Origin of the sequence: Paenibacillus sp. 7516, assembly GCF_002272715.1 — a bacterium.
In the GTDB taxonomy this organism is placed as follows: domain Bacteria; phylum Bacillota; class Bacilli; order Paenibacillales; family Paenibacillaceae; genus Paenibacillus; species Paenibacillus illinoisensis_A.
The window spans coordinates 337,023-354,360 of sequence record NZ_NPBI01000006.1; the positions used below are offsets into that span (position 1 = coordinate 337,023).

Annotated in this window: 11 protein-coding genes; 5 read left to right on the forward strand and 6 right to left on the reverse strand. The window is 45.3% G+C overall.

Going from position 1 to position 17,338, the window contains the following annotated elements; translation table 11 throughout:
• Positions 1-204: 204 nt before the first annotated feature.
• Positions 205-1,440: an MDR family MFS transporter gene (locus CHI14_RS04905; RefSeq protein ID WP_095287295.1), complete on the reverse strand. Its 1,236-nt coding sequence runs from the start codon at positions 1,438-1,440 to the stop codon at positions 205-207.
• 139 nt (positions 1,441-1,579) lie between these two features.
• On the opposite strand from CHI14_RS04905, the gene CHI14_RS04910 reads away from it, so the two are divergent.
• Complete coding sequence (locus CHI14_RS04910) at positions 1,580-3,352, forward strand: ABC transporter substrate-binding protein (RefSeq protein ID WP_095287296.1); 1,773 nt, start codon at positions 1,580-1,582, stop codon at positions 3,350-3,352.
• Between the two features lie 111 nt (positions 3,353-3,463).
• On the opposite strand, the gene CHI14_RS04915 is transcribed toward CHI14_RS04910, so the two are convergent.
• The gene (locus CHI14_RS04915; protein WP_095287297.1) at positions 3,464-5,185 is read right to left on the reverse strand and encodes an ABC transporter ATP-binding protein; all 1,722 of its coding nucleotides are present in this window, start codon (positions 5,183-5,185) and stop codon (positions 3,464-3,466) included.
• Positions 5,186-5,636: 451 nt separating this feature from the next.
• On the opposite strand from CHI14_RS04915, the gene CHI14_RS04920 reads away from it, so the two are divergent.
• Positions 5,637-6,449 (forward strand): undecaprenyl-diphosphate phosphatase, encoded by an 813-nt coding sequence (locus tag CHI14_RS04920; RefSeq protein WP_095287298.1) that lies wholly within the window; start codon positions 5,637-5,639, stop codon positions 6,447-6,449.
• Positions 6,450-6,636: 187 nt separating this feature from the next.
• Here the strand turns inward: CHI14_RS04920 and CHI14_RS04925 are convergent, their stop codons facing one another.
• Positions 6,637-7,263: a spore coat protein gene (locus CHI14_RS04925; RefSeq protein WP_095287299.1), complete on the reverse strand. Its 627-nt coding sequence runs from the start codon at positions 7,261-7,263 to the stop codon at positions 6,637-6,639.
• A 175-nt stretch (positions 7,264-7,438) separates the two neighbouring features.
• On the opposite strand from CHI14_RS04925, the gene CHI14_RS04930 reads away from it, so the two are divergent.
• Positions 7,439-7,936, forward strand: a complete 498-nt coding sequence (locus tag CHI14_RS04930) for a spore coat protein (RefSeq protein ID WP_249281001.1) — start codon at positions 7,439-7,441, stop codon at positions 7,934-7,936.
• Between the two features lie 96 nt (positions 7,937-8,032).
• On the opposite strand, the gene CHI14_RS04935 is transcribed toward CHI14_RS04930, so the two are convergent.
• The 3 genes from CHI14_RS04935 to CHI14_RS04945 form a co-directional block, all read right to left on the reverse strand.
• The gene (locus tag CHI14_RS04935) at positions 8,033-8,893 is read right to left on the reverse strand and encodes a manganese catalase (protein WP_095287300.1); all 861 of its coding nucleotides are present in this window, start codon (positions 8,891-8,893) and stop codon (positions 8,033-8,035) included.
• A 171-nt stretch (positions 8,894-9,064) separates the two neighbouring features.
• The gene (locus tag CHI14_RS04940; RefSeq protein ID WP_095287301.1) at positions 9,065-11,899 is read right to left on the reverse strand and encodes a glycoside hydrolase family 2 TIM barrel-domain containing protein; all 2,835 of its coding nucleotides are present in this window, start codon (positions 11,897-11,899) and stop codon (positions 9,065-9,067) included.
• A 162-nt stretch (positions 11,900-12,061) separates the two neighbouring features.
• Complete coding sequence (locus CHI14_RS04945; RefSeq protein WP_095287302.1) at positions 12,062-16,102, reverse strand: S-layer homology domain-containing protein; 4,041 nt, start codon at positions 16,100-16,102, stop codon at positions 12,062-12,064.
• Between the two features lie 225 nt (positions 16,103-16,327).
• Here CHI14_RS04945 and CHI14_RS30280 point away from each other — a divergent pair, with 225 nt between their 5' ends.
• Together CHI14_RS30280 and CHI14_RS04950 are read left to right on the forward strand one after the other, a co-directional pair.
• On the forward strand, positions 16,328-16,471 hold the full coding sequence (locus CHI14_RS30280) for a hypothetical protein (protein WP_212676976.1): 144 nt from the start codon (positions 16,328-16,330) through the stop codon (positions 16,469-16,471).
• The gene (locus CHI14_RS04950) at positions 16,464-17,099 is read left to right on the forward strand and encodes a TetR/AcrR family transcriptional regulator (RefSeq protein ID WP_095287303.1); all 636 of its coding nucleotides are present in this window, start codon (positions 16,464-16,466) and stop codon (positions 17,097-17,099) included. Before CHI14_RS30280 ends, CHI14_RS04950 begins: the two co-directional genes overlap by 8 nt.
• Positions 17,100-17,338 lie beyond the last annotated feature (239 nt).

Here is a 17,338-nt window from a genome sequence, read left to right on the forward strand (position 1 = left end):
CTTTATTTAGCGTTGTAAAGCGCACTCGTCCTTTCGTTCATTCCACTACCCGACCAATTTTTGGTGAGTGATGAATTTGTGTTTTTTCTTACGGGATTCATCCGGAATATGTTTATCATTTACAATAATCCCTCTTTCAATCAAAAATGTTTCGTCTCAACCATGTACTTATAACTGTCAACAGGCGCACCTTCCATTACCTTATTAAGCACTCGCTTGAAACACTTTTTCTTGACGTTCCCTCGAAATTTGATGTTGACGTGCCTTCCATAGAAAAGGGAGACCCAGCGCTGTTGCAAGTGCCAGCGGAACAAAGACGAGCACCCCATTCGCTGCCCCAAAATGGCCAAGAAGCAGACCTCCAAACACAGGTGCTATCACACTGCCCAAATGATTAAAGCCAATGGTTCCAAAATAGATCCCTTTATTCTCCGGTTTAGCAATCCGGTCAATGAACAAGTCCATCATGGTAAACAGCAGCACTTCTCCAATGGTAAATAGGATAACGCTAATGAATAGCAGCACCAGACCGTCCGCCCATCCGAACATCAGCAAGCTTCCGGCGATAAGCATATTACCAAGAATAAGCGAGGCAATTGGTGAATAGTGCCTGGCCATCCGCACAATCGGGTATTGGACGAGGAGCACGGTCATGGCGTTAAGGGAGAACATGTAGGAGAAAATTCGGCTTCCGTCCTCTATATTCGGATTCAAGGTCAGATACTGAGCTAATGTTGAACCAAAATGTCCAAAGCCCAGTTCACAAAAGGTGGTTCCAATGAGGACCATCAGGAATACCCGGTCTCTGGTGGTTGTACTCAGAGCGGCTCTCAGGCTTGGTGCAAGAGTGTGGACTGGCTTAGGGAGATCGGTACGCCTAACTCTAAACTGAAACAACAAGACCATGCCGTACATCACATATACCATGCCTGCTAGGATAAACGGAAATGTCGATTCAGCCGATCCAAGGTAAAGTCCGATTATTGGGCCAAAAACAACACCAAGATTAATCGCGGCATAGCGCAGATTATAAACGAGCAGCTTGTGCTGTGAAGGAGTAATATCCGACAATAAAGCGCGTGAAGTCGGCTCAAAAAAAGCACGGCATAAGCCATTTAGTGTGTTGGCAATGAAAAATACCCATAAATGCTGCGCCGATGAAAAGATGAAAAAAACGCCTGCCCAGCTAAACACCGAGACCAGCATGACAATTGGACGACCTATCCGATCCGAGATGTATCCTCCGTAGAAGCTAATGAGTACGCCAGCCAGAGAGCTTACTGCAACGGTTAGGCCCGTTTCTGTCGGTGAAGCCTCCAATACGCGAGTTAGATAGATGGATAAGAACGGAATGCTCATGGATGTCACCAGACGTCCGAACATGGTACCGATAATGATGGTCCACGCCAAAGGGTGTATTTGCCGAAGAAGCTGCTTCATAAGGTATATCTCCTATTCCGGGTGATTAAAAAAGGACTGCGCATGTCACTTTCATTAGTTATAATTGTAAGGATCAAAGGGGGAAATAAAAGTGTAAGCAATTCATTTTACATTTCACCTTTTATAAAGGAGCAGACCTATGGATACATCCATCACACACTACCTTCGGCTTGTCACATCAGAGCAGCTGTCCCTTAAAGTGAATGAACCTGCTGCGATAACCATAGAAATCCTCTCGAACGCGCTATTTTGTACTCCACGGAATGTCAAATTTATATTGCGTAAGCTGGAGGCTGCCGGCTTCATTCGTTGGCAGCCGGGGATCGGCAGGGGACATCATTCCAAATTGACACTTCTAAAGAGTATGGACGAAGTAATGGAGGATCACTTTTTTGGCTTAATAAGCAATGGCAAAATGAATGAAGCTGTCGAACTCATCGGTACGTTGGAATCTTGGGATATGAATGGTGTGATCAGGCAAAGATTGCTGCATTTGTTGAACCAGGAGATGGGTTTTCACAGCCATACGGAAACAAGCTCGGGTCAGGATGTACTTCGAATGATGCGTTCGCGCCGTCTGGGGGACCTGGATCCGGCTTCAGTCTATACGGCTTTTGAGACTTATCTGCTTGGGCAGATATGCAACACATTACTTACCTTCGATGCTCAGTCCGGGACATTTCAGCCAAGCCTTGCACACGCGTGGGAATGCAGTGAGGATCACAAGATATGGGTCTTTTATCTGCGTAAGGGTGTCAGGTTCCATCACGGACGCGTCATGACTTCAGCAGATGTGCAGTCAACGTGGCAGCGTCTGCATGATGTCCAAAGTCCTTCGCTATGGCTGTACCGGGATATCGAGCACACCGAATTAGAGGGTGACTACTGCATTCGTTTTTATCTCCATCGACCCAATCGTTTTTTTCTGCACCTGTTCAGCTGCATTCCCATGACAATTCTCCCCTATGATGTTGACAGTTCCAATCAACTGATCGGTACAGGTCCATTCCAGATTAGTGAACTAAATAATGAAGTGCTCGTACTTCGTGCATTTGACAGCTATTATGGACTTCGTCCCCTCCTCGATCAGGTATATATCTGGTTTGTACCGGACTTGGGGAGCCAATACCGACATTACGAATTGCAAGGAACCGAACGCTTGAATAAACCTTCAAATGATGAAGCGACGAAAGATATTGATTATCCTGCACTCGGATGCCAGTATTTGTTGTTTAACTTCCAGAAGCCTGGCATCCACCATCATCCCCATTTTCGGCAAGCACTGAGAATGGTGTATGACTCTGCAGCTCTGGTCGCTGAACTGGGCGATAATCTGATTACCCCCGCTAGCAGCTTCCTTCCATGGAGAAGTGCACAGCAGCATTGGTCGGAAGCATCGCTTGACCATGCACGTGAATTGCTGGACAGCAGCGGTTATCATGGCGAGACCTTGATTCTGTCTTGTACCGTTAACAAGGATATGCGTGTTGCGCATTGGATACAGCAACGTGCAGCAGCAATTGGACTGCACATTGAGGTGGCTGCTTCCATCGACAACCTCCAACCTGAAGAGACATCATTTGCGGATTTGATCATGGCCGAGGAGATTCTGGAGCAGGATTGGCAATACGGCATGATTCACTATTTCAAGACGTCGTCCAATCAGTTCAATGTCTGCATGTCACATGAGCAGATGTCCCTATTGGATGATAAGCTGGAGCCTTTTGCACAGCTGGATGAACCTGCTCGAATAAGCCTGCTGGATGAAGCTGAGGATTTACTACGCCGTAATTACTGGTTATTGCATGGGGCTCATGTGAACAAAAGGGCTCAGCTCAATCAGAGCCTTTCAGGTCTGCAGACATCGGACTTCGGTTTTATGGACATTTCCAGGATATGGATTAAGCAGTAAAATAAAAAAGGACTTCCGTCCAATGACGGAAATCCTTTTTTTGTTGTTTGTATCTTCTCATCTGTTCTGAAACTATACGAGCTATACATGAAATGGATCTTCCGATCACCCTCATTCAATCGGCTGCAAAGCTTGCTCCACGTCCTTTCTTAGCCACAGCTCACGGAATGGTTCGCAGTTCTGAATCAATTTGTCGAAAGGTCCATGACCGACAATTTTTCCTTGGTCCATAACCACGATCTGGTCGACCTGCCGGATGAAGTTCAATCGATGTGCGACGATAATGACCGTTTTGCCACTGAACTCTTTCAGAATCGTTTCCATGATGCTTTTCTCCGTAATATTGTCCAGAGCCGACACCGGTTCGTCCAGAATCAACACGTTTCTGCGCTGTAACAGGATTCGGGCAAAGGCAAGCCGCTGACGTTCCCCGCCGGATAACTTTAACCCTTTCTCGCCAACAAGTGTGTTTAATCCCTCCGGCCATTTCAGAATGGTATTTTTAAGATGAACTTTATCCAACAATTCGTAGATAGCTTCATCCGAAATCGATTGATCAAAGCAAACATTGTCCCGGATGGTCGCATCGAAGATTGGCGTCTCCTGTGACAAATATGAGATATGGTCATAGTAGCTATTCAGCTTCAGTTCGTCGATATCAACGCCATCCACCAGCAGCTTGCCGGTGTTCTTTTTTAACAGGCCGGTTAACAGCTTGATCAACGTTGATTTTCCGCTCCCACTCATGCCAACCAGTGCAACGGAGGAACCTTGGGGAATGGTCAGCGAGATATCATGTAAGATACTATCCCCTCCATAACCGAATGATACGTCGCGAAACTCCATCTTCCCCTTGAGCCCCATCACTTCATGACCACGATCCAGGTTGCGGTCCTCCGGAGCTTGAATGAATGCTTCAAACCGCTTATAGGTCACTTGATTCAACCGATAATCCACGAACAGCACATTGAAAATGGCGATAGGTGTGTAAATCTTTTCTATGAAAAGAAACAATGCCACAATCACACCAATGGAGGAGTCTCCTGTAATAACGCTCTTAACCCCAAAGAACAGGATTACAAGCTTAATGACGGTGATAAACACCTCAAATATGGCAAAAAAAGCTTCATGAATCATCCGCAGCTGTGCGCTTTTGTTAATCATTAGCCGTGCTGATGCGCTGAGTTTCGCCATTTCCTTCTCATATCGCTTGTTTGTCCGAAATACGACCAGTTCCATGAATCCGCGTATAGAGTATCTGGAGATGGACTCCTGTTCGTTCAATATCGTTGATTTCATTCGGTACAGAAATTTCAAGATCAGGTTCGTTACTCCAAAAACGACGATATATCCAGCCGCAATAATGATCATAATCCGTGGATCGTAAAAGCTGATAAACAGCAGACTGAACAAAATCGTTGGCAGCAGTTCATGCAATGTTTTAAGGTAAAAACCATAAATGATCTCATTCCCTGCTTCTGCACCATTTTCGATGACTTTGATCATTTGTCCAGTTCCCACGTTTTGATATGCCTGATAATCGATTTTTGCTATTTTGGCCAGTGCCATGATCTTTAATTGCTCGGTCAACCGCTTGGACAGATAAACGCTTGGGTACTCATCCACGTAGTTCAGAATGACCGTCCCCAGCAGAAATGCTCCGTAGATCATGATCATATGGATCATATCGTCCATCCGATTAACCTGTATCGCCGTATCCAATATCTTCTGGAAGAAGAAAATCCCTAGGCTGCTGAATAGTTGAATGCCCCAGCCTAAGGCAATGTATAGGAAAATCCACCATTTTAATTGAAATAAACATTGTTTTAACACCGTTCTCCTGCCCCTTTATCTTTTAAAATGAGAAAAAGGCCAGCACAAATTCAGTCAAGGAACTGTGCAAGTCCTTCTCTATGAGAAGGTCATTGTAGGTTCCATAGATCTGATGTGTCCTGGCCTGCGAACAAAATGATTGCCTGGGCACCATCCAAAGTCTCCAGTTTCATACGATCAAATGGGCAGACGAACCCCTTGATAGCCGGTACGCGTTTTGATCCGGCCCGAAAACTAGTTACTTCGAACGATACGATAAGACATTCATTTCACCTCAATTCAAAAGATATGGTCTAGTATAGCCTTTGGCCTTCCTTAAAATCAACCAATGATTTCAAGTAAATTCGTGCATGTTATATTAAAACTTGCAACTCAACAAGGGAAAAAGCTATGATCATGATAGAATGAAAACCTATGTATATTTTCTTGAAATAACGTCAAGGAGGAGAAGATGGAAGACATTATTTTGTGGTTGAAGTATTTCTTTTTGGGTGTGGTCCAAGGAGCAACAGAACCAATCCCTGTTTCTTCTAGCGGACACCTGATCATTGCACAGCGGCTGATGGGCATGAAACAAAATGGATTATCGTTTGAAATTCTAACCAACACAGCTTCGCTAATAGCTATTGTTTTTATCTTTCGTGAAGATATCAAAAAGCTGATTGTTGGCGCAGTTCAATACCTTCGTACACGGGACCAACAATACAGGGCAGAATTTATGTTTGTGGTATACATCATTATTGGCACAATTCCTGCAGCGCTCGCTGCAGTGTTTTTCAAGGATCGAATTGAAGAAGTTTTCGCTTCCGTACATACCGTTTCCATTGCTCTATTAGTAACCGGTGTTGCCCTATGGCTCATTCGTAATCTGCGCGGCCGTAAACGTGATGGAGATTTGTCTACCAAAGATGCGATTCTGGTTGGACTGGCTCAAGCCGTAGCGCTGATTCCCGGGATCAGTCGTTCCGGAGCAACTGTAATAGCTTCCATAGCGGTCGGCATGAAACAGGAAACGGCCCTGAGATTTTCCTTTATGCTCTATATCCCGATAAGCTTGGGTGGACTGGTCATGGGAGCATCCGACATCGCAAACGATCCCAATCGATCAGAGCTTGCCATTCCTTATCTGATTGCCTTCATAACAACACTCGTAGTCACGTATTTCTCAATGAGATGGTTCATGGGCATTATGGCTAAAGGGAACTTGAAATATTTCTCGTACTACTGTTTTATTGCCGGAACCTTATTGCTTATCTTTTTGTAACTTTAATAGCTAACCCTTCAAAGGAACATCGGACGTTCAGCCCGGTGTTTCTTTTTTATTGCTCAATTCTGATCGGATATTACTTAAGTAAAATATTTAATATTTATGTACACGAACAAGCGCATGACAAACCCCATAGTAGACATGAATGATGTCCTCTATGGGGTCTGGTTCTACACGTTAAAGATTAGTGTGGCAAGTTTCCAGCTGTTTGTGATGCAATCATGGATGGCGCATACCCGTTCAGCATTTGCTGCATATCCTGCTGAGGCAGTTGCGGCACCTGATAGAAACCATTTTTATTTTGATAAATGGAGATCTCATACGCCATCTCGATACAGTTCGGCAGTGAATCTGCCAGCACACGACGTACCACCGGGTTTGTTGATTCAAGCGCAGCCGTTGTTTTCATTACTGCTCCCGATTTTACTGCATTCAACATGCTCAGAGAGATGCTTTGGTCACAAATTTCAGTTGCAGAGAGCATTGGCTTCTTCGGTTGGCTTGGTTTCATGCCATACGTGAAGTCGTTGCCCTGTGACATCTTATAACTTTGCGTCGGTTTGGATGGGTCTTGTCCTGTTCTGAAGCATTCCAGCGTAATGTTGTACTCTTCGGACATGAATTGCTTTTGACGCAACAAAATATCGCGCAGTTCCGGATCTTGGACATGTTGACTCAGCATCGTATAGGTATTTAACGTATTGATGGCTCCTGCAAGCACCTCATGGACATCAAACATCTCATGTCCGCCATGGTTGAGTTGTGGTGGGATCGTTCCTGTTTCAATGTTTTGATGATTTTGCAATTGCATGTAGAATTACCTCCTCATATTTGTCTGCTTTTGGGCGCAGTCCGAAGTTTATTATTGATTTTATGGACCAAGGATATGCAGAAGGTTGTTTAAATTTTTTATGCATTTCAACGGATCAGTAACCCTTGCTAATGTCCTGCATAGGCTAATGCATACCGTTTAGGAGGGATTTTAGTTGTATACTTATGAAGCTAACCGGCAACAGCATCTGGCATGGCACGAGACACTCGAGCTCCACGAATTAACTGCATTTCAGAGCAACCAGTTGACTCATTTCAAAATGGTAATTAACGATGTGAAGAACCCGACTTTGCAAGCCTTGTACAAGGAAGCCATCATGAGCATCGAACAGAACCTGAAGGAGCTCCTTCAGTATTTCCCGCTAGCCCCCCAAGGAAACAGAAATAGCGGAAATGATCAGGACATGACCGCGTTCTACGCGGGCCAGTTGCTCGGATTCGCTAAGACGTCCGTTCGGAGCTATGCCATTGGAATCACCGAGACGGCTACTCCCCAACTGCGGGAAACGTTACAAAAACAATTAAACGGCGCCATTCAACTGCATGGTAAAGTGTTTTACTTTATGCTTGAACAGGGATTCTACCCTTCCTATGATCTTCCGAAGCTGCTGGCGAACGATGTAGCCATGGCAAACAAAGCAATATCGCTATAACCATGAACCCTACAACGATGAGCAGGCTTTCGGGGAATTCGAATGCCTGCTCGCTGTTCATGTTCCGAATACATACTAACCATTCAATGGTACCGGCTAAACCATGGGCGGCAAGCTCTCCGCATTCTCCTTCCTGAGAGCATATGGCGGTGTATTATAAATGTATGGAGGTGCAGGAGGCAATTTGGGTGCAGCTGCGAGCGGCTGGGGATGCTGTACATATTGAAACACACCTTGGCCATCCATGCTTGGTCCATGAGCCCAGCGTCCAGTTGCACTTGCGTCTCCTCGCGAGAAATTAAATAGCACGTAGGATACCTCTTGTTTCTCCAATTCTCTCGGGAAGGTTGTGGGAACAACAACACCCTCTTTTTCTTCCAGCTCCTGAATAGCTGCGATCCATTGATTTTGATGCATCGTGTCTCGTGCAAGTAACCAGGATAGCATATCTCTGACCCCGCGATCATTGGTCATTCCATACAGTCTGGCAACCTGCAACCTCCCTTGAGACTCCGCAGCCAGATTATGTCTGAAGTCAGCAAGCAGATTACCGCTTGCAATTGTATATTTGGCGTTCCATGGATAACCGTTGCTATCTGTTGGTGCTGCTCCCAATCCAGTCACAATGGCATGTTGGGGATTGCTCCCCCCGAGGATTGCGTTGATGACAGGATCTTTAGCGGCTTCCTCCAATGTTGCCAGAGGTGCATTATCCAACAAACGCGCAATCATTGTAGCGAGCATCTCCACATGGGCGAGTTCTTCTGTCCCCGTGTCCATAAGTAAATCTTTATATTTTCCATCCCCGCGTACATTCCAGCCCTGGAATAAATACTGCATAGCAACAGTGATCTCACCAAACTGTCCCCCAAGGACTTCCTGAAGTTTTCTCGCGAATACGGGGTCCGGACGATCCGGTTTCGCATGATACTGCAATTCTTTGATATTAAAAAACAAACCATCACCTCATTAGTTGGGATAGCTGATTCTATGTCGAATACTCTGCAAACTTGCTTGTCATAAAAAAAACGCAAATGTACACTTGCTGAGTCTCTACAATCAAATGGTTAAATGTACAAAAAAATAAAAACCGTCCTAAATAAGGACGGCCTCTACACCTTTTAACGTTTATTTAAACAGCAGTTGATTCAATTCACTAGAAGTCATCTCGTGAGTCGGTTTAAAATCATCACTTTCCATATATTGCAGCAGACTGTGAATAAATTGTCGCCCTTCGATCTGAGCAAGCAGCTGGTCATAATCCAGTGCCCCAACTAACACTTTGCCTTTGCCTACTTTGCACTCAAATAACAGTCCAAGCTTATGATTACGCTCAAAGTTATCGATCGTCTGCACAATTGGCTGCAAATCTGCCGGGAGATCGTCCAAAATGATGGATCTCGAATGGGTAACAATATTCCACCATGGGTAAGTGGAGTGCAGCTCGCTCGGGAAATGCTGAAGAGCCGGATGATCATTCTGAATCAGCAATCCCAGGGTACCTACCGGAACGGGTTTATTCATGCTTTCCGAGATGGACCGGAACATGGGATAACACCAGAAATCAGTACTATATAAGCCCTCAATAGCGTTAGTAACCTGTCCGGGAGAAGCCAGAAGAAGAACTGAACCGCCCTCTTCCAAACTCTGCAGCGCGGTTTCTGTCAGTTCCTTGTACACAGGCGCGAGAGCAAACTGACGATCCGCTTGCGCAGGGTAGACCCAGATGTTATAGGATTTAGAAATGTCCGTATTCGATATGGACAACTTTAACATTACTTGAGTCATATTCTCTACACTAGGCAGAATTACATGAATGTTCCCAAGCTTCTGGTAAGGTTTGATAAGATCCTCTGTAATGAGCTGTTCTCCTTCGGATATAACGCGGTTTCCTTGAGTACATTCCCATCGCAACGTTTCCCCTTTCAGAGGGACCTGACGATAATAACTCAACTCTACCGATGCGTTGAATGTCTCTTGAGTAGCATAGTTATACTTCTCAAAGCGAGCCAAAAGGACAGCATCCGAGCAGAAGGTTCGCCATTTTTCAGCACTGATTAAACCTTTGGAGTCCATAAATGCGTCCAATATGCCAACAAGGGCCGTCCCTTGTCCGCTAAAGTCCTGCAAATCAAGCAGTTGAAAGCCTGCAAGTCGCTCGGATCGGAAAGCAGCCTCAAGCTCTTCCTTGTAACAATCTACAGCCAGTTGACCTGAGGCACGGAAGAACGATTCAGCGAGATGCCCCATGCCCTTGGCCTGCAAACGTTCTCGAAAGATTTCAAAGTTATGTGCTTTGATCGAGCCTGTATACTTCTCAATCTCCGCAAAATCCGGATACATGGCATACTGCCCAATCTCGTGAGATACTACAGGAAGATGCGGAATGAGATCCTTGTCCGTTGCAGCCGCTTTCACGGTTTTGGAGACTGTCCCGTATTGGATCTGAATTTCCTGTTCCTGCGAATGGGAATCCTCTAGTCCAGTGTGCTGCTGAGGGTGGATGTGCTCATCATAATCCTTCATTGTACCAGGCAGATCGGTTTGAACATGACCCAGCGGAGCGTCACACATCGCATAGGAACCTCTGATCAAGCGGTCGCGGGAGAACCGCACACCACTGAAGAAATCTTCTTCCTCCAGAATAACCGGGGTAAACTGAAAATTGTTGGAGCCTTGCGTGTACAGATGACGCTGATCATATGCCTTATAGTCTTTCAGAATGGCACTTAGCTTTTCCTTGCTCCCCCACAACTCATTCCCCAGTGACATCATGATAAACGAAGGATGATTCCCGAAGCTGCGCAGAATGGCGAAGCCTTCCTCAATCAAATAATCCTGCTCTGCCTGGTTATGGTTCGCATCGCTCTCATCCGTAATCGTTCCCCAAAATGGCAGCTCGGGTTCCATGTAGATTCCCAGCATATCGGCTGCAACAAATGCTGCTTCAGGTGGACAACAAGTATGGAAACGATAATGATTAATACCGTAGGATTTCGAAATGCCGAGGATTCTTACCCATTCGTTCACGTCCGTTGGTGCATAGCCAGTTAACGGGAAGATCAATCCATCATGCTTGCCTCGTAAAAAGGTTGGTCGATTATTAATTGTAAACTTGTCTCCACTCGCCTTGAAATCCCGCAGTCCAATTACGATGTCCCGATCATCGATGATTCTCCCGCTCTCTTCGCGCAGCGTGATGGCAATCTTATATAAATGAGGTGCATCGTCGCTCCATAAGAGCGCTTCATCTCCCAATGAATACGAGATACTCATTTCGTTATGATCAACTGGATACATCAGCTCGGCAACTTCATGTACAGCTTCTTCTACGTCGGAAGTTTGCTCATCAATGGCGAAACTCTTGGCAGACACTGCAATTTGGGTGTCCTGTAGCACTCCATCCAATTTCACCGAAAGCGTTATCGATTTATGCATCGCATCGGTGTAAATTTGCACATCACTCATACGTGCTTCATTGCTGAATTTCAATTCCAGCTTGCCCGTAATGCCGTTCCAGTTCGTCTGTGTATCCTTGGAGGTCATATGCCCGCCTTTGGTTGGGTAGCTCGTGTTGTCTACCTTGATTCTAACGGTATGTGTACCGGCAGAGAGCCCTTCCTTAAGCACATACTCATGGGGCGTATTGAGACTGTTTCGTGTACCTAGTGGAATATCATCAACCCAGACTGTTGTAACCCGTGTACGCTCCAGATGTAGACAGCAGTACTTTCCTGCCCATTCCTCCGGGACCTCAAACTCCCGCTCCAGCCAGAGCCATCCCTCGAAAGCGTATTCGTCCGTGAGCGCTCCAACCTCAGTCAGCTCGTTTTTCTTTCCCTTCCTGGCATGGGACGTTGTATTTGGCATGGTAATCGTGTCGTCATATGGAGTATTGATTCCCAGCTTGTTCTCGTCAAGCTGCATTCTCCAGACTCCTTGCAAGTTAATGATGGGCAACATGATTTCAACTCCTAATTTTGGGTTAACCGTACTTGTCTATCATTGTATCAGAGAATGGAATAGCTATCTGTGAAATTTAAATATAAGGATCGTCTGTTTACAAAAAAAACCTGACCCCAGGTAAATAACCTTGCAGGGTCAGGCTGACTATCAACGAATAAACTAGTTTTGTTCCAGAAGACTCAGGATTAATTTGACAGATTCAGCCCGCGTTGCCGTTTGCAATGGGGCAAATCGATTACCGCCTACACCGTCAATCCATCCAGCCTCTACCATGGAGGCCACGTAAGGCGCTGCCCATGCAGGAATCTGCTCCCGGTCTTCAAAAGAAAGCGAAGCCGTGGAGCCTTCCGGTGTGCTGCTTGCACGAGCAATCATGGTCACCATTTCAGCACGGTTCAGTGGTTTATTTGGCTTAAATGTGCCATCCGTGTACCCACTAATAATGCCTGCTGAGGCTGCTTCAACAATGTATGAAGCAGACCAGATAGGAATCTGTTTTGCATCTGTATACGTTGTTACCGTGCTGCTTGTATTCAGTTTCATGGCTCTGCCCAGCATGGTAATGAACTCCGCACGGGTTACTTTTTGATTCGGACGGAAGGTTCCATCGCCATAGCCTTGAACAAATCCTGCAGTTAAAGCTTGATCAATGAGCGATTTCGCCCAGTGTCCTTCCGTATCTTTCAGCTGTGGTAGATTCTCATTGTTGCCACCGCCAGATTGACCTGGATTGCTGGTATCCGGTTTGCCTCCCTGTTCTGTTCCGGGCTGCGTCGTCTCAGAACCTGTTCCAGGTGTTGGGGTAGTGGTTCCAGACCCTCCACTGCTTCCAGAACCGCCACCTGATCCAGGGTTCGATGTACCCGGTCCAGGGTTCGGCGTTTCCGTATTCGACTTCTTGATCATGCCAAATTGATCAATGATAAACGGTTTTGCATCATTAATATTCTGATCAATTTCATACGTTACGGCTGTAAGCTTGTTCCCGTCGATGGTGATGCCCACAAAGTTTTGAACTTGACCACGTTTCGGGCGACGGTTGTCATTCGGATCTGGTCCATACTTTGCAGCATGATTTTCTTCTGCCAACTCAAACAAGCTGTAATACGCATCCCCAAGAACAGGATCCTGATTTTTGTAGTATACTTTCGGTCCGGCTGTTGCTGGAATCAGATAAATGGTACCATCCGGGTTCACCGCGTATTCAATCTTCTTACCGTTCAATGTTTCCGTAATCTTGACAGCATCTTTCGCTTTCCCGGTCTTATCGATCGGTTTGGTACGGGCGTAAATATGATCATGTCCCTGTAACACAAAGTCGATATCCAGTTCTGCCATCAGCGGAGCGATTTTGTTACGAACTCCGTTTGGTCCGATAATATCCGAATCTGTCGCATGATTGGACGTTGTATAAGGACCTTTATGAATATTAACGATGATCCAATCTGCTCCGTTTTTGCGAGCTTCTTTTACATCGTCCTCCAGCCACTGGACCTGTTCTGCCGAGAAATTGTTATACTCTTCTGAATCCTCGTTTGAATTCAACACCACAAAGTGTGCATTACTGTAATCGTACGAATAATAAGCCCCTGTCTCTGTTGCCGAGTTCACCGGTACATCCAGGTTGAAATGATCGATAAAAGCGAAGTTCTCATCTTCATGGTTACCCGCTGAAGGAACGATTGTGGTATTCAGAAGGCTTGATTGAGAATGACCGAGCAGCCAATCCCATTGCTCTTCTTTAACACCCTTATCAACAATATCTCCATTGTGCACTACAAATTGTGCATTCGGAATGGTAGCAAGTGCCTTGTCCAGTGTCTCGGAGGAAAGGATCGCTTCATCCTCTTCCTTCGCCTGCGTATCGGCCAGATCAATAAATGTAAAGGCTCCTGTCTTCGGCGCTGTACGGAACGTGCCCGTATTGCTCCATGTATTGCTGGAAGCTTCCCCCACTCTGAAGGAATAAAGCGTATCTGGCTTCAGATTCGTTGCTTCCGCTTTGTGTACAAGTTCCGTAGGCGAATTTACGGACTGGCTGGAACGCCCTTCAAAAGAAATGGCTTTAGAAAAGTCAGCCATATTAGCTGTTTTTTCAACAACCTGAAGATCACTTCCTGGAACCTGTTCGGATGTGTACCAGGCAAATCCTTTGCTAGTGGTTGGATCTCCATTAAATGTAACCGTAACCTTGCTCACTTGCTCATCATTCGATTCTGTGTCCTTGGTAATCCCAAATTTATCGACAATAAATGGTGCTGCATTATTTTGATGTTGATCGATTTCATAAACGATCGCTGTAAGTTTGCCGCCATCAACAGTCAGTGAGGTGAAATTCTGCACCTGACCTCTTGCTGCACTCGTTGTATCTCCATACACGCGGGCATGATTCTCTTCTGCTCGATCAAACAGGCTAAAGTAAGCTTCGCCCAGTTCGGGTTTCGTATTTTTGAAGTATACTTTGGCACCTGCCGTACCTGGAATCATATAGATGGTTCCATCCGGATTAACCGTGTATTCAATGCTTTGCCCTTTGAAAGTTTCCTCTATTGTGGAGGCTTCTTCTGCTGTTCCATCCTGCTTGATCGGTTTGGTCCGAGCATAGATGTGATCATGTCCTTGAAGCACAAGATCGATGCCAAGCTCATTCATGAGCGGAGCAATTTTATGTCTAACCCCGTTCTCGCCAATAATATCCTTGTCGGTAGCATGATTGGACGTCGTATACGGTCCTTTATGAATGTTGACGATGATCCACTCAGCTCCAGCAGATTTGGCCTGCTCCACATCCTGCTTCATCCACTCCACTTGATCGTTCGAGAAGTTCGCATAATCCGTCGAATTTTCATTGGAGTTCAGAACGATAAAATGCGCGTTGCTGTAATCATAGGAATAATAAGCACCTGTGACTGTCGCCGCATTCTCTGGCTGTTTTACATTAAAATGATCATAAAATGCATAGTTTTTGTTCTCGTGATTACCCGCAGAAGGTACAATCGTTGTTCTCATTAAATCCTCTTGTGAATAACCAAGCAGCCAGTTCCATTCTTGTTCCGAGGTCCCATTCTCGACAACATCACCGTTGTGAACGACGAACTCTGCATCCGGGACGGTTGCTAGTGCCTTCGACAGCGTTTCCGCGGATAAACGGGCCTCTTCCTCATCCTTCGCTTGGGTATCCGTTAAGTCAACAAAGGTAAATGCTCCGTCAATCGGAGCTGTTTTGAACTCCCCAGTTTCACTCCAGAGGCCAAGCCTCTCGTCACCTACGCGATAATAGTATGAAGTGTTTGCTTCAAGTCCTGTAGCTTCTGCTTTATGAACCCTTTCTCCCGGAGAATTTCTGGAGATGATTGCTTCACCACTGAAGGATTGTGCTGTGTTGAAGTCAGGAGCTCCGTCCTGTTTACGGACCACTTGTACATGGCTTTCTTCTGAACCAAGCGGAGTATACCAAGTAAAACCTTTACTCGATTTGGCGTCACCATAGAACGTCGCTGTGACTTTGCTAATTTCGATTGCCGGTGCGTCAGCTAACGCTCTCAGCTCCATATCAAAGTACAGATCCGAGCTTCCATCGCTTTGCTGATGTACCTCCACTGCAATGATATTCTCCCCTTCACGGAGGAGCGTTTGAAGCGGTTCGGTCAGATCCACATCGGTATACATGACCGGCAGATCCATAGAAGATGTGGCTTTGGTAGAATAGTTAATCTCACCATCAGGCATACCGAATCTGCGAACTTCTGTGCCATTTACATATAAAACAGCACCGTCGTCAATGCCGAAGGTACCCAGAATTTGACCATAATTTTGGATTTGCTCCTGGTTAACTGTCAGCGTTGTCCGAAAATATGTAGTGCGGTGTTTGAGATCTTGGTTTCCACCATAGTCCACTTCTGTCTGAAGCGGTCCAAAATATGTCGTCGATATGCCGCTACCATTGTCTTTGTAACCAAAAGGAGCATTGTCTACTGCCCAAGTATTGTCTTCATAGACAGCCTGCCATACCGATTTTAAATCCTGACCTTGATCAAAATACTTCCACGTTGAATTTTTGCTAAGCAAGATGTCTGCTTGAGGGTCAACGGTCTCCGCTGCTTTAACTACTGGTGCTGAGCCCAGTCCCCCAAACCATCCAATAACCAGTGCGGTTGATAGCAGGATGGCAAGAACCTTTTTGTACAATGGGTTAATCATCGTGTTCTCCTCTCATTTGGCATTAATGTGCATCTAGCGCAATTTCATTAATAATTACTAGATTAGCCAGTTATATCATACGAGAGGAATATGTTGATTTTTGCATGTTTATGTAAATCACATGTAAATATATTCATATTTATTGAGAAATACGATCGCCAGTTTTGCCGGAGACCGTCAGGGATATGCTGCAGGATTAATACAACCTATTCCAGTATAGGGAACATGATTGGACCACTGTTTGCTGGATTGCTGTTTGACAAACACCTTCATATTCCTTATATTGTTGGTGCACTTATCCTTGGGCTCGCCCTTTTCCGGACGATGCAAAAAAACCATGTGAAGGAACAGGTTATCTCCTATGACTGAGAACTGGCACCAAAATTTTAAAAACAAAAACCGGGAAGCTCTAATTACAGCAGCCAAAGAATTATGCATGAAGCAGAGCTTCCTTAATGTGAATATCAAAGATGTATGCAGCGAAGCCGGAATAAGCCGGGTTACCTTTTACAAGCACTTTCAATCCATGAACGAACTGATTCTGGCGGTCCAAGTCGAGATTCTGGAGAATATGACCGGATACGTGAAGAATGCTGCTTTACCAGGAATGAGCGGCAAAGAGATGCTTGCTTCCATGCTTGAAGCCTGGGTAAATTACGCCTCCACTCATCTCGGTTATATCAAATTCGTATTATTATTCGACCTGCATTATGAAGCCTATGATTCAGGCCAAGAATTGAAAGAACAATACAATCTGTTCATCAAACGTAAAAAGGAACAACATTTCCTGTTAGATGCTCTAGAGACCGGATATAATGATGGTACGTTGAAGCCTGATCCAGATCCCCTTAACACAGCCCATTTTATCTTTGTATCCATGATGAGTATGCTGCAGAAAATGAGTCTGGCTTCAGAAGAAGATCACGTTACCGTTCAAAGCGATCTGAAATTCGCCAAACGATTCGTTGATATGCTGGTACAGCATTTGAGTATTTGAAAAATGCCATGAACACGGTTATGACCTATCCAACCGGATTAGGTCCTTTTTGTTGTGTACAGCATCCATCTTACTTCAGAGATTCAGTCGTTCAGTTGAAACCGGTTTATATCAGGGTCTTCGCGCTGTGTGTGGGCAATCCCATGCACATATGTCAATATGAATCTAGGACTAGTCTTCATTTCTTCCTTTCAATTTACGATAAATAGTATGGGGTTATACGAATAACCATTTTGTTT

What these genes read in the sequence shown, in the direction of transcription:
- CHI14_RS04905 (WP_095287295.1), bottom strand. Translation starts at nt 1,440, where the DNA reads ATGAAGCAGCTTCTTCGGCAAATACACCCTTTGGCGTGGACCATCATT.
- CHI14_RS04910 (WP_095287296.1), top strand. Translation starts at nt 1,580, where the DNA reads ATGGATACATCCATCACACACTACCTTCGGCTTGTCACATCAGAGCAG.
- CHI14_RS04920 (WP_095287298.1), top strand. Translation starts at nt 5,637, where the DNA reads ATGGAAGACATTATTTTGTGGTTGAAGTATTTCTTTTTGGGTGTGGTC.
- CHI14_RS04925 (WP_095287299.1), bottom strand. Translation starts at nt 7,263, where the DNA reads ATGCAATTGCAAAATCATCAAAACATTGAAACAGGAACGATCCCACCA.
- CHI14_RS04940 (WP_095287301.1), bottom strand. Translation starts at nt 11,899, where the DNA reads ATGTTGCCCATCATTAACTTGCAAGGAGTCTGGAGAATGCAGCTTGAC.
- CHI14_RS04945 (WP_095287302.1), bottom strand. Translation starts at nt 16,102, where the DNA reads ATGATTAACCCATTGTACAAAAAGGTTCTTGCCATCCTGCTATCAACC.
- CHI14_RS30280 (WP_212676976.1), top strand. Translation starts at nt 16,328, where the DNA reads ATGATTGGACCACTGTTTGCTGGATTGCTGTTTGACAAACACCTTCAT.
- CHI14_RS04950 (WP_095287303.1), top strand. Translation starts at nt 16,464, where the DNA reads ATGACTGAGAACTGGCACCAAAATTTTAAAAACAAAAACCGGGAAGCT.